13 protein-coding genes are annotated in these 13,128 nt (G+C 39.4%); 4 read left to right on the top strand and 9 right to left on the bottom strand.

Going from position 1 to position 13,128, the window contains the following annotated elements:
* The first annotated feature begins 335 nt into the window (after positions 1 to 335).
* Entirely contained in the window at positions 336 to 1,214 is an 879-nt protein-coding gene (locus KGF34_RS09720) for a DUF624 domain-containing protein (RefSeq protein WP_252558859.1), read from the top strand.
* A gap of 238 nt (positions 1,215 to 1,452) precedes the next feature.
* Here the strand turns inward: KGF34_RS09720 and KGF34_RS09725 are convergent, their stop codons facing one another.
* Positions 1,453 to 2,988, bottom strand: a complete 1,536-nt coding sequence (locus tag KGF34_RS09725; RefSeq protein WP_252558860.1) for a dockerin type I domain-containing protein — start codon at positions 2,986 to 2,988, stop codon at positions 1,453 to 1,455.
* A 269-nt stretch (positions 2,989 to 3,257) separates the two neighbouring features.
* Here KGF34_RS09725 and spoIIID point away from each other — a divergent pair, with 269 nt between their 5' ends.
* From spoIIID to KGF34_RS09740, 3 genes are all read left to right on the top strand, one after another.
* Positions 3,258 to 3,554 (top strand): sporulation transcriptional regulator SpoIIID, encoded by a 297-nt coding sequence (spoIIID, locus tag KGF34_RS09730; RefSeq protein WP_022235032.1) that lies wholly within the window; start codon positions 3,258 to 3,260, stop codon positions 3,552 to 3,554.
* Between the two features lie 138 nt (positions 3,555 to 3,692).
* Positions 3,693 to 4,898, top strand: coding sequence for a DegT/DnrJ/EryC1/StrS aminotransferase family protein (locus KGF34_RS09735; protein WP_186935678.1), 1,206 nt, complete (start codon positions 3,693 to 3,695; stop codon positions 4,896 to 4,898).
* A 122-nt stretch (positions 4,899 to 5,020) separates the two neighbouring features.
* The gene (locus tag KGF34_RS09740; RefSeq protein WP_252558861.1) at positions 5,021 to 5,248 is read left to right on the top strand and encodes a hypothetical protein; all 228 of its coding nucleotides are present in this window, start codon (positions 5,021 to 5,023) and stop codon (positions 5,246 to 5,248) included.
* 220 nt (positions 5,249 to 5,468) lie between these two features.
* On the opposite strand, the gene KGF34_RS09745 is transcribed toward KGF34_RS09740, so the two are convergent.
* From KGF34_RS09745 to prmC, 8 genes are all read right to left on the bottom strand, one after another.
* Complete coding sequence (locus KGF34_RS09745) at positions 5,469 to 6,248, bottom strand: polysaccharide deacetylase family protein (RefSeq protein ID WP_252558862.1); 780 nt, start codon at positions 6,246 to 6,248, stop codon at positions 5,469 to 5,471.
* A 78-nt stretch (positions 6,249 to 6,326) separates the two neighbouring features.
* On the bottom strand, positions 6,327 to 7,724 hold the full coding sequence (gene cysS, locus KGF34_RS09750; RefSeq protein WP_252558863.1) for a cysteine--tRNA ligase: 1,398 nt from the start codon (positions 7,722 to 7,724) through the stop codon (positions 6,327 to 6,329).
* A gap of 12 nt (positions 7,725 to 7,736) precedes the next feature.
* The gene (gene epsC, locus KGF34_RS09755; RefSeq protein WP_022235027.1) at positions 7,737 to 8,387 is read right to left on the bottom strand and encodes a serine O-acetyltransferase EpsC; all 651 of its coding nucleotides are present in this window, start codon (positions 8,385 to 8,387) and stop codon (positions 7,737 to 7,739) included.
* A 29-nt stretch (positions 8,388 to 8,416) separates the two neighbouring features.
* A complete protein-coding gene (gene pgsA, locus KGF34_RS09760) occupies positions 8,417 to 9,007 on the bottom strand; it encodes a CDP-diacylglycerol--glycerol-3-phosphate 3-phosphatidyltransferase (RefSeq protein WP_252558864.1) in 591 nt (196 codons plus the stop codon).
* Positions 9,008 to 9,074: 67 nt separating this feature from the next.
* Entirely contained in the window at positions 9,075 to 10,421 is a 1,347-nt protein-coding gene (rimO, locus tag KGF34_RS09765) for a 30S ribosomal protein S12 methylthiotransferase RimO (RefSeq protein WP_252558865.1), read from the bottom strand.
* On the bottom strand, positions 10,411 to 11,028 hold the full coding sequence (locus KGF34_RS09770) for a regulatory protein RecX (RefSeq protein WP_252558866.1): 618 nt from the start codon (positions 11,026 to 11,028) through the stop codon (positions 10,411 to 10,413). Before KGF34_RS09770 ends, rimO begins: the two co-directional genes overlap by 11 nt.
* Entirely contained in the window at positions 11,028 to 12,146 is a 1,119-nt protein-coding gene (gene recA / locus KGF34_RS09775; RefSeq protein WP_178586275.1) for a recombinase RecA, read from the bottom strand. The genes KGF34_RS09770 and recA overlap by 1 nt, the downstream gene beginning before the upstream one ends.
* Before the next feature lie 121 nt (positions 12,147 to 12,267).
* Positions 12,268 to 13,119: a peptide chain release factor N(5)-glutamine methyltransferase gene (gene prmC, locus KGF34_RS09780; protein WP_022235022.1), complete on the bottom strand. Its 852-nt coding sequence runs from the start codon at positions 13,117 to 13,119 to the stop codon at positions 12,268 to 12,270.
* Positions 13,120 to 13,128 lie beyond the last annotated feature (9 nt).

Below are 13,128 nucleotides of genomic sequence, written 5' to 3' on the forward strand. Positions count from 1 at the left end.
TTACTCTTTGCGAGCATTGTGAAAAGCAATCCTTGCTTTTCTTCGTTATCACAAGGATAACATATTTTTGTCACAGTTGCAAGAGTTTTTTGAAAAAAGTTTAAAAAATTTATATCTGTTTTTAAAACATGGTGTTGCGTAAAATGAATAATTACAAAAAATTACGGCAAATTTTTCAGTGAAAATCTGACTTGTTTCGCCGTAATCACATCAAAACAGCATAAATAATCGGTTGAATTTACAGTTTTGTAATTTATTAATGTTAAATTACTATTGCTATAAAAGCTTATAATGTGGTAGAATTGTATTAATATCTTTTAAAAGAGAAGGTTTTTATGAACAGTTTTTCAAATAGTGCTTTTGCACGGTTTTTTACTGAATTTCCCAGATTACTGCTTGCCCAACTTATCAATGCAGTTGCGTTTGCGGTATTTACGGCGTTGTTTGTTTTGATAGGTTACCTTACGGGTTTTAACAATATTATAGTATGGTGTCTGGGAATCATTCCGTCAATGCCGTTTTTTGCGGGACTTGTTATGACGGTGCGAAAAATAGGAATTGAAAAAAAGGATGTACCGGTTGCAAAAACATTTTTCGGTACAGTTAAAGAGAATTTTAAGGCGTTTTTATTGCACGGAGTTGTTACTTACGCAATTATAGCTTGTTCGATATTTGCGTTTATGTATTATTTTTCATTGCTCGGTTCAAGTCTTGCATACGGTTCAATGCTTACCGTATATGTTCTGTTTTCGCTTATTCTTACATCTATGATGTTTTATGTGCCGATAATGTCGGTTACGTATGAACTGAAAATATCAGATATTTATAAAAATTCTTTTATACTTGCTTTCGGTAATATCCTTAAAAATATTCTTGCAATGCTTTTCTTTATTGCTGTATCGCTTGGTTTTATATTATGGATTGCCGCAGCAGAGGGAGCAATGCTGGTGATTGCAATAACAGTTGCGGTTTTATTCTATCCCTTGATAGCAACTTATGGTGTGAATGTCATAATAGCGAAGGGATTACAGGAAAATGTTGGTTCTTTTACAGGTAAAGATTTATTGGTTGATAAAGAATTTGAAGAAAAAGTAGAGAAAATAGTTGAACAGCAGGCTGTCGAAAGAGCAGACAGCAGTAATGATTATGTCTTTGTAAACGGAAAAATGATTAAGAGAGAATCAAATACTACAGACAGTAAAACAGAAAAATAATATAAAATTACGCTCCGCATAGGTTGTCGGCTGACCTGTGCGGAGTTTTGCTTTTGTACTTTTTTTAAGTGGGAATATTATGGTTTAACATAGTATTACAAAAAATATAAGACTATAACAAAGTATTTTGCTAAACCTTATTTTAACTTCTTTACTCCGATATAAAAACGGAATAAAAAAGACACCTTCATTACTTGAAGATGTCTTTTCGGAAAAATGGTATAAAATGAAAAAACTACTAACTGTTTTTAGAAATATAAATTTGCAATGCGGTTGCATCATTAACATCAATTTGTCCGTCAGCGTTATAGTCCGCCGCAAGTTTTTGCGATTCTTTTGCATCAAGTGAATTTGTGCAAATCATTTGTAAAAGAGTAACATCAAGAATTGAAAGATTGCCGTCCTCATTAATATCACCTAATAAAAATTTAGGAGGAATTAACAAATCAGTGTTTACTTTGCCAAAACCAATATCAAGTTTTTCCTGTTTGTTTTCAGGCAAAACATTAAGTTTAATAATATTTGCATCGTCAAACGGGGATTTTTTTACATCTGCAAGAAAATTTCCGTCGTTATCAACTTTCATACCATAGATGTATACATAGTTTGAAGTATTGATTTTATTTGTAACTTGGGTTACCGTTCCGTTTGCAGTATTGTATTTGCATACAAAATTGTTAAGATTGAAATAGATATTGCCGTTGTATTCGTCTGTACTTACAAAACTGTCGTGCCAATAACTTAAACCGCCGTTAGTGTACCATTTATCGGAAATATCCGCTACAGGTTCTGCATAACCGGTTTCGGGATTGAAAGCAACAAGTTTTTTTGAGTTTTTACCGCTGTTGCTATTGTCTGCGGCATAAAAAAGATTATTTGAGTAACAGAATTTTGTGTTAAGATTTTTGTAATATGAGTTATCATAAGCGGTGTCGGTACAAGAATTGTTTGTTTTAAATCCGTAATGTACCGAAATATCCGACGATGTTTTAATTGCGCTGTCGCTCAACAGAAAATATTTGTGTGATACAAAACCGTATCTGTCGGGCGTAGGATCATCAAATGTAGCGTCAATATGATAATAATTTCCGCCAATTTCAGCGAGATTCCAAATATGATTCATTTGAGAGGATTCAACAATTTCGGAATTAATACCTACTTTTTCAAGCAAATAAGACATTGAGCTTGTATAGCCCTGGCAATTTGCATATCCGTTTACAATACAATCATAAACGGAAGTACGGGTATATTGTGCGTCAGGTGAATTTGAGTATTCACAGTTAAGTACAATTTCATCGTGAATTATTGCGGCTTTTTGAAAATCAGTCATATTCGGCTGAATTTTTGCAAGAATTTCATTTGTCTTGCTTTCAAGCTCGCTTCGCATTTGTACAATCTGTTCGTTTGAATATATATATGTAGGAATAACTCTTGCTACGCAAGAACCGATTGCAAGACCGTAGGTTGTTTTGCTTACATAGAAAAGGTCGGGGCTTATTTCCGATACCGTGCGCATAGCTTTTTTTATATCATTTATAGATAATTGATATTTTTCAACATCAATTTCGCTGTTCAAATTTTCCATACTGTCTATAAGGGTATTGCAAAGCTCGGAGTTTGAATTGTAAAAATCCTGATTATATGAAATATAGTTTGGGTTGCCCACAGAGGAATCGTTCACAGAGGCTGATGCGGAGATTACAAACATAGGCGCAGTAATTGCAAGTGCTGAAAAAACAGATAACATTTTGTATAAGCGACTGTGTTTTTTCATAATTACAGCCTCCTTTATTTTGAACATAGTAACTAAAAATGTTTTATTTACTATTTACATTTTAGCATAAATATAAATATATAACAAGGCAAATAAACTCACAAACTTTGCCGCTTCTTTTTATTATTATCTACAAAAGCCGCAATTTCTGTGTTGCTTTTACATAAATATCTTGTAATAAAATGTCTGATTTCCACAAATGATATTATCTTGCATACACAAGTTGCCACTTTCATATAATTTACCATAAACCATTCGGAGGGGAATTTATGAAAGGTATAGTTGAGGAACGGGCGGCAATGCTCGGCGAATATATAATAGAAAGCAAGGCAACCGTAAGAAAAGCCGCTAAAAAATTCGGAATTTCAAAGTCAACAGTACATAAAGATGTAAGCCAAAGATTAAGAAAGGTAAATCCTGCATTGTACAGAGAGGTGCGGCAAATACTCGAAACCAACAAAAGCGAAAGACATATAAGAGGCGGAATGGCAACAAAGAATAAATATTTACTTAAAAAACAGGCACAGGAGAGGGAAAAATTAAAAAATAGTGAACAAAATCAGTGAAAAGTCAATTTGTTTGCTTTACTTTTATAAACATATGATGTATAATGAAGTTTAGCATTTAATTACAAATATAGATTTTATAGTATTTTTATATACTTATTGTTTTCACTGAATATCCCGTTACAAGGAGAAGTTGAAATGAGAAAAATTCCGTTTTCGCCGCCTGATATTACACAGGCAGAAATTGACGAGGTTGTAAAGGTTTTAAAGTCGGGCTGGATTACTACAGGTCCCGAAACAAAACTTTTTGAAAGCCGTATTGCAGAATATTGCAATGTTGAGCGTGCGGCTTGCCTTTCTTCACAAACCTCTTGCGCAGAACTTACACTTCGTATTCTCGGTATCGGACCGGGCGACGAGGTAATTTTACCTGCATATACTTACACAGCTACAGCGTCTATAGTTTATCATGTCGGTGCAAAGCCCGTTATGATTGACTGCAAAAGCGGTAGCTTTGAGATGGATTATGACAAAATGGAGGCTGCCATAAATCACAACACAAAGGCAATCATTCCTGTTGACCTTGCGGGTGTTATCTGCGATTATGACAGAATTTTTGAGGCTGTTGAACGACAGAAAAGCGTGTTTAAGCCAAAGAATGAAATTCAGGAGAAATTCGGAAGAGTAATTGTTATGGCAGACGGCGCACATGCCTTTGGCGCAAGAAGAAAAGGCAAAATGTGCGGAGAAATTGCCGATTTTACAAACTTCAGTTTTCACGCAGTTAAAAATATGACTACTGCTGAGGGCGGTGCAGCCGTTCACCGTCCGCACGAATGGCTTGACGAGGACGACATATACAAGCAGTATATGCTTTTGTCACTTCACGGTCAGACAAAGGACGCTTATCAGAAGAACAAGGTAGCGTCTTGGGAATATGATGTTGTGGATACTCAATATAAATGTAATATGCCGGATGTTCTTGCGGCACTCGGTGTGGTTCAGCTGCAAAGATACGAAAAAATCCTTGAACGCCGTCACGAGCTTATCCGTGTGTATAACGAGGAATTTAAGGATTTGCCTATTCAGGTGCTTAACCATTGCGACGAAAATCACAGGAGCAGCGGTCATTTGTATTTTGTACGCTTTATCGGAAAAGATGACGAGTATCGTAACAAGTTCTACAATATGATGGCGGAAAACGGTGTTATGTGCAATGTTCACTTTAAGCCGCTCCCAATGCTTTCCGCATACAAAAAGAGAGGCTTTAAGATTTCGGATTATCCGAATACCTATAATATGCATAAAAATCAGCTTACACTTCCGCTCAATACAACCATGTCGGACGATGACGCATGGTATGTTATTGAAACTTTTAAACAGTGTATTAATACTTTAAAGTAAAATTTAATGTAATTTAATAAAAACTTCCTTACAGACCGGTTAGGTTAAATTTATATCGGTTTGTAAGGGAATTTTTGTTTTAACATTTAATATATAATAATAAACTTATTGACAATGCCATTGTGGCTGTATCAATAACTTCAGACAGCACAAGCACATATTCACTTGCAAAGCCGCAGGATATTCCAAAGGTGACTGTTACAAGCGAGCAGAGAAAGGCTTTGAAATACGCTATACTTAACGGTGAGTTTGCAAACGCAAAGCTTTTAACCGCAACAAAGAATAAGCTCAACCGGATTAACGGATATCTTGATCAGCTTACATTGCTCTATGATACAAATAGCTTTTGACTCTTTGGCGACAGAGAGCTAACCTGATTACAGCTTATCAGTTTGCTATTATTAATCAGGTTGCAGAATAATTCCCATAAAATCAGCCTCCGCTTGATTGCGGAGGCTTTTTGCTGTTAATCAGAGAAGAATTTAAGAGGAATAATTAAAAATTTAGACCAAAATTTTATAATTTTGGCATATAGCTTAGTGGTTGCCTGATTGTTACTTCGCTAAAACATTATGATGTGGCATTTTGAGCAGGGAGCATTTTACCTTGTACATCGGTTGTGTAATTGCCTTTTAACAAAATTTGGCTTATCGGCACTATTTCGTATCCCTGTGCTTTTATAGCCTCAATTACGATTGGCAGAGCTTCGGGTGTATTTGTTGCGCCGTTATGCATAAGTATAATACTGCCGTCTTTAAGTTTATTTGTTATGTTCAGGGTAATCTGATTTGGAGTAGGGTCTTTCCAATCAAGACTGTCAACATCCCACTGCACGCAGTACATATTATTAGCTTTTACCGTCTTTACCACATCGTTGTTGTAGTCACCGTAAGGCGCACGGAACAGGGTAGGGCATTTGCCTGTCAATGCTTTGATTTTTTCGTTGCAAGTCTGAATCTGCATATTCATATCATCAACCGACATCTGCGTCATATGCGGATGCGTATTGCTGTGATTGCCTACATCGTGACCACGCTTTGAAATCTCTTTTACAGACTCGGGATATTTTTCTACCCAATCGCCGACAAGAAAAAATGTTGTTTTTACATTGTATTTATCAAGAATATCAAGTAAATGTTCGGTTTGTTCGTTGCCCCATGCGGCGTCAAAAGACAGCGCTACCTGCTTTTTATCTGTATCAACGCAGTAAATGGGGATTTCTCGCTGTGCGCTTGCGGTCTGAATTGCCTGTACGGTAGAAGTCAAAGCAATTCCGCCCGCAATTACACCAATCAGCAGACAAAATCCAATTGAAAATAAGGTTCGTTTTGTTATTATATAAAGACGCATAAAATCCCCTCCGTATTGACTTTGCTTATGTCAAAGTATATGAAAGGGATTTTTATTTTATTCTATTCGGTTTTAAAATCAGTTTTCAAAATGCCACTTAATGCCGTCTTTTGTATCTTCCACAACAACTTTCATTTCTTTAAGTTTATCACGGATAGCGTCGGCAGTCGCCCAGTCTTTGTTTTTACGAGCCTCGGTACGCTGTGCAATAAGTAACTCAACTTCTTCGTTTACAGGGTTTTCAGATTTATTCTCCTGTGCTTTTGTAAGGTCAAGAGAGAGAACCTTGTCAAATTCACCTATGAGATAAAGTTTAGTTGCATCGCTGATGTTGCCTTTTAATACGCTGTAAACGGCAGTAAGACCGAGTGAAGTGTTAAGGTCGTTGCCGAGAGCGTCATTAAATTCATTAAGATAAGGCTTGGCAGCTTCCATATCAGGCTCTCCGTCAGGAGAAAGTGTAGAAATCTTCTTAATGAGTTTGTCATAAGCGATAGCCGCATTGTCAAGACTGTCATAAGAGAAAGTAAGCGGCTTGCGATAATGGCTCTGTAGGCAGAATAAACGGTAAACAAGAGGGTTATAACCTTTGCTTTCAAGTAAAGATACGGTAAGAAAATCACCCTTTGATTTACTCATTTTACCTCTTGCATCATTGAGGTGGAGTACATGGAACCAATACTTGCACCACTTATGACCGAGGTAAGCCTCGCTCTGTGCAATTTCATTGGTATGATGAGGAAATGCGTTGTCAATACCGCCGCAGTGAATGTCGAGATACTCGCCGTTGTGCTTACAGCTGATAGCTGAACATTCAATATGCCAGCCCGGATAACCGACGCCCCATGGGCTTTCCCACTTAAGCTCCTGTGAGTCAAATTTTGACTTGGTAAACCAGAGAACAAAGTCCGCTTTATTACGCTTATTGTTGTCTTCTTCAACGCTGTCACGAACGCCGACAGCAAGGTCATCTTCGTTCATATTTCCGAAAACATAGTAATTATCAAGTTTTGAAGTATCAAAATATACATTGCCGCCTGCAATATAGGCATAGCCTTTTTCAAGCAGAACAGAAACCATATGAATAAACTCGTCAATGCAGTTTGTTGCAGGCTCTACAACATCAGGTCTTTTGATGTTGAGCTTTTTACAGTCCTCAAAAAATGCGTCAGTGTAAAACTTTGCGATTTCCATAACAGTCTTGTGCTCACGCTTTGCACCTTTGAGCATTTTGTCCTCGCCTGTATCCGCATCGCTTGAAAGGTGGCCGACATCGGTGATATTCATAACACGCTTAACATCATATCCCGCAAAACGAAGGTACTTTTCAAGCACATCTTCCATAATATAAGTTCTAAGGTTGCCGATGTGGGCAAAGTGGTAAACAGTAGGGCCGCAGGTGTACATATTAACCTTGCCTGCTGTATGAGGTATAAATTCCTGTTTTGTCTGTCCCAATGAATTGTATAAAATCATTTTACTGCTCCTTTACTTTTTGCTTTCCTTTTCTGCCTTTAGAGCGTCAATTTCTTTTTGTAGATCTGTAATTTTTTGTTCCAGACTGCAAAGTGCAAGTGCGACAGGGTCTGAAACATGAATCTGGTCGAGAGTTTCGCTGCGTATTCCGTTGATTTTCACCACACGGGCAGGTACACCTACCGCTGTGGCATTCGGCGGAATTTCGCTCAATACTACCGCACCTGCGGCAATTCGTGCGTTATCTCCGACTTTAAACGGGCCGAGCACCTTTGCACCCGAACCTACAAGCACATTGTTGCCGAGTGTAGGGTGTCGTTTTCCCGTATCTTTACCTGTACCGCCGAGGGTTACATTCTGATAAATTGTGCAGTTGTCGCCGATGATAGTTGTTTCACCGATAACTACGCCCATACCATGGTCAATAAATAATCCCTTGCCTATGGTAGCTCCCGGGTGTATTTCTATTCCTGTTTTATGCCTGCTGCGCTGTGAAATCCAGCGGGCAATAAACTTCATATTGTGCCTTAAAAACCAATTAGCCTTACGGTGAGAGCGCACAGCCTTAAAACCCGAGTATAAAAAGAATACTTCGGCTCGGTTTCTTGCGGCAGGGTCACGCTCCATAACGGCGTCAAGGTCGGCCTTTAGTGTTTTAAACAAAGTATCACATCCGATGTGGTGTTGATTTTTTACATATCTGCTATAAACTGCTTGTTCTGAACAATATAAATTACGCCCGAAACAAGAGCCATAATTGTTGAAATCCAAATAAGGCAAAGTGAAACTACTGTAAATATGCCTTGGAGATACAAAATTGTATCAACGGAAAATGCAGATTTTACGGTAAATAATTCAATTAAAAACTGCATTAACAGTATGGCAATAATAGCTACAAGCTGGGTTACGGTTTTGATTTTGCCGAAAATATTTGCGGCAACGACTTTGCCTTTTGAAGCGGCAACAAGGCGGATAGAAGTTACTGAAAATTCTCTGAAAAGTACGATAATAACTGCGATGCAGTCGCACCAACCTGTTTGCACAAAGCAAAGCAATGCGCTTAATACAAGAATTTTGTCTGCAAGCGGGTCTGCAAACTTGCCGAAATCGGTTACAAGTCCTCTGCTTCTTGCGATTTTACCGTCAAACATATCTGTAAAAGTTGCCACAACAAAAATTACAAGGGCAACTGCTGTGTGAAAAGGAAAATTTATTAACAAGGATGCCACGAAGAACGGCACAAGTATTATTCTGCTTAAAGTAAGTTTGTTCGGTAAATTCATAATTGCCCTCTGATCTCCTTTTGACACCATTATATTATATGCCGATGTCGGTTATATGTAAATAAAATTATTCTGCCAATTCGCCGATTGGGTCACAATCCGTATAATCTGTAATCTTAACCTTTACAAAACTGCCGGGCTGTGGTTTGGTGCCGCTTGCGGTAAAGAATACACATCCGTCAATTTCAGGTGCGTCGGCATAGGTTCTGCCGTAGAAACATTCCGCAATTCTGTCATAACCTTCTACAAGCACCTCAATTTCTTTGCCGATGAGGCTTTCGCAGTATTCTGCCATAACGCTCTGCTGATGTTCCATAATAATATCGGCTCTGTGCTGTTTGATTTCATCGTCAACCTGGTCGGGAAAACTTGCCGCAGGTGTGCCTTCTTCTGCCGAGTAGGCAAAGCAACCCAGGCGCTGGAATTTAATTTCAGCGGCAAACTCCGCAAGTTCCTCAAACTGTTCGTCGGTTTCGCCCGGGAAACCTGTAATAAATGTTGAACGAAGAATCATATCGGGTACTTTTGCTCTTAACTTGTTAAGTAATGCGGTAAGACTTTCACGATTGCCGTGTCTGTTCATTCTCTTTAAAATGTTGCCGTCGCAATGCTGGAGCGGTAAATCTATGTAATTAACAAGTTTTTCTTCCTCTGCAAAGGTGTCGATAAGTTCATCTGTAAGTCTGTCCGGATAGCAATAAAGCACTCTTATCCATTTTAATCCGTCAATTTTACAGAGCCTTTTTAAAAGTTTTGCAAGGTAAGGTTCACCGAAAAGGTCTTCACCGTAGCGTGTTGTATCTTGAGCAATAACAATAATCTCTTTTACGCCGTCTTTGGCAAGCTGTTCTGCTTCTTCAACAACCGCATCGGGTTGGCGGCTTCTGAATTTACCTCTAATCATAGGAATTGCGCAGTATGTACAACGGTTGTCGCAGCCCTCCGCAATTTTGAGATAAGCGGTGTAGGGAGGAGTTGACTGTATTCTTCTGCCCTCAAGACATAAAAGCTGTTTGTCGGGGAATTCCTCGATTTTTTCTTTATGTTCTGTATTATCCGAAAGCAACTCGGCTACAACATCCGCAATTTGAGAGTTAGCGCCGATTCCGAGTGCTGCGTCAACTTCGTAAAGCTGACGGGTGATTTCGTTTTTATAGCGCTCTGCAAGACAACCGGTTACAATAATGGCTTTGATTTTGCCCTCTTGCTTTAGCTTGCCAAGTTCTATAATTTCGTTAATGCTTTCCTGTTTTGCCGATTCAATAAATCCGCAGGTGTTTACAATAACCGCATCTGCGTCTGCGGGGTCGTTTACTAATTCAAAGCCCTTGCTTTTTAATGTAAAAAGCAGCATTTCAGCGTCAACCTGATTTTTAGGGCAACCGAGTGATACAATACCAACTTTAGAACTCATCTGTTTCATCCTCATTATATTCCGAAAGAACGCTTTTTATGTCGTCCCAGCGGTAACCGAGCCTTTGCAGTGCGGCAACAGCTCTTCTTTTTACCTTTTCATCGGATAGATTCCTATATTTTTTCTCAATAACCGCTCTTATTTGTTCGTGAACATCAATATCAAGTTCATCGCATAACTGTTCGGCGGTTTCTTTATCAATGCCCTTTCTTGTAAGTTCAAAGGCAATGCCACGCTTTGACATATGCTTGGAGTTGAGCAGTTTTTCGGCATAGTGTCTTGCAAAACGCTCGTCATCCACAAGGCCGAGCTCTTCCATTCTGTCAACAGCTTTCTGTGCAGAAGCTTCGTCTGCCGTACGGCGGATTTTATCCTCAAGCTCTTTTTTTGAATGTTCTCTGTACGACAACAGCCAAAGAGCTTTTTCTTTTGCACGCCTTTCATTGCTTAGCTTTATAATTTCGTGCAAATCTTCGTCGTCTATCTCTCTGCCGACATCAAAGCGGTTTTCAATCAGCGTTTGTGTGTCGAGAGAAACGGCAAATTCACCGTCAATATAAACAGCGCTAAGCCTTTTTCTGCGTGGTTTGATTTCTGTAATTTTCATTATTCGTCAACAAGCACATCAATGTTTGCGCTGTTTGCATTTTCTGCAGGAGCGTCGGCGGGCTTTTTAGCGTTGGCAACTTCGGTTATCTTTGCCTTTGCGCCCTTTTTGGCTGGAGAGCTTGCCGCAACAACTTTGTCTATATTTGCCATAAGCTTATCTTCAATTTCTTTTGAAAGTTCTTTGTCGTTTTCAAGAAGTTCCTTTACATTATCTCTGCCTTGTCCGAGGCGCTTGCCGTCATAGCTGAACCATGCGCCTGCTTTCTGAACAACATCTGCCTTTACTGCAAGGTCAAGCAATTCGCCTGTTCTTGAAATACCCTTGCCGTACATAATATCAAACTCAGCCTCTCTGAAAGGCGGTGCAAGTTTGTTCTTAACGACTTTTGCTTTTGTGTGTGCACCTATCATTTCGCCGTTTTGCTTAAGAACTTCCTGCTTACGAATATCTATTCTTACCGAGCTGTAGAACTTAAGCGCTCTGCCGCCCGTGGTAACCTCCGGGTTGCCGTAAACAACGCCGACTTTTTCACGCAGCTGGTTGATAAAGATAGCAACGCAGTTGCTCTTGTTGATTGCGCCCGCAAGTTTTCTTAATGCCTGTGACATAAGTCTTGCGTGTAAGCCTACATGGCTGTCGCCCATTTCACCTTCGATTTCAGCCTTTGGTACAAGAGCGGCAACCGAGTCGATAACTATTACATCAATAGCGCCGCTTCGGATAAGTGCTTCGGCAATTTCAAGTGCGTCCTCACCTGTATCAGGCTGTGAAACGAGGAGGGAGTCAACATCTACTCCGAGTGCAGCCGCATAGGTAGGGTCAAGTGCGTGCTCAACATCTATAAAGGCAACATTACCGTTGTTTTTCTGTCCCTCTGCAATGCAGTGGAGTGAAAGCGTGGTTTTACCCGAAGATTCCGGGCCGTAAATTTCAACGATTCTGCCTCGTGGAAGACCGCCGATACCGAGTGCGATGTCAAGTGTGAGAGAACCTGTTGAAATGTGGTCAACATTCATATGTTTATTTTCGCCAAGGCGCATAACTGCACCTTTACCGAATTGCTTTTCTATTTGAGTAAGCGCAGTTTGCAACGCTTTTTCCTTATCTAAAGCCATTATTAAGTACCTCCCGTATATGCAGGTTAAATTTTAGTTAATCCGTTTGATTACTTGTATATTATAAGATATCGTCATAAAAAATGCAATAAGTATAGGGCTAAAAAATCGAACTAATTTTCTATTTTTGGAGCAAAGTCCCAATTATAGCCCTTTGAATACCGCCGAAGTCTATACTTTCGGTGATTCCGCCAAAGCCGTTGTCTGCCAAAATACGGCTTACCTCGTCATATTGACCTTCTCCAAGCTCAAAAGCAAGCGCACCGCCTGCTTTAAGTTTTGATTTCCATAAAGGAACAATTCTTCGGTAAAAGTCCAGACCGCTTTCGCCGCCGTCAAGTGCCATTGCAGGTTCGTGTTGAACTTCTTTCTGTAATGATGCAATATCGGCAGTTTTGATATACGGAGGATTTGATACTATGAGATCAAGACTGTTATCGGCAATGTCTTTGTGACATTCAAAAATGTCGCCGTTCAGGGCGTTTACCGCAGAATTGTTTAATTTAATGTTTTGTGTAAGATACGAAAAAGCCTTGTCACTTAGTTCTACCGCTGTTACTTTGCAGTTTGCATATTTTTCAAGCGCAAGAGAAATAGCGCCGCTACCTGCACAAAGGTCAATTACATTCGGACTTTCTTTGCATGATAAGTAATCTATGCAAAGCGAAGTAACTACCTCTGTGTCATCTCTCGGAACAAGAACACCCTCGCCGACAAGCAAGTCAATTCCCATAAAACTCCACTTTCCAAGGAGATACTGCAGCGGTTCGTGATTAAGGCGTTTTTCTGTCAGCTCGGCAAGAACCGCAAGTTTTTCTTCACTTGCAACAGTTTCTTCGCCCTTTGTAATGAGCGCAAGACGGTTAAACCCGAAAACTTTTTCCGTAAGGCACAAAGCCTCAAAGGCAGGAGCTTCAAACCCTGCCTCTGTTAAAATGTCTTTAGTTTTTCTGTAAGCCTCGCCGACAGTCATAATAAAGCC

The organism is Ruminococcus sp. FMBCY1 (assembly GCF_023921805.1).
Classification (GTDB): domain Bacteria; phylum Bacillota; class Clostridia; order Oscillospirales; family Acutalibacteraceae; genus Ruminococcoides; species Ruminococcoides intestinale_A.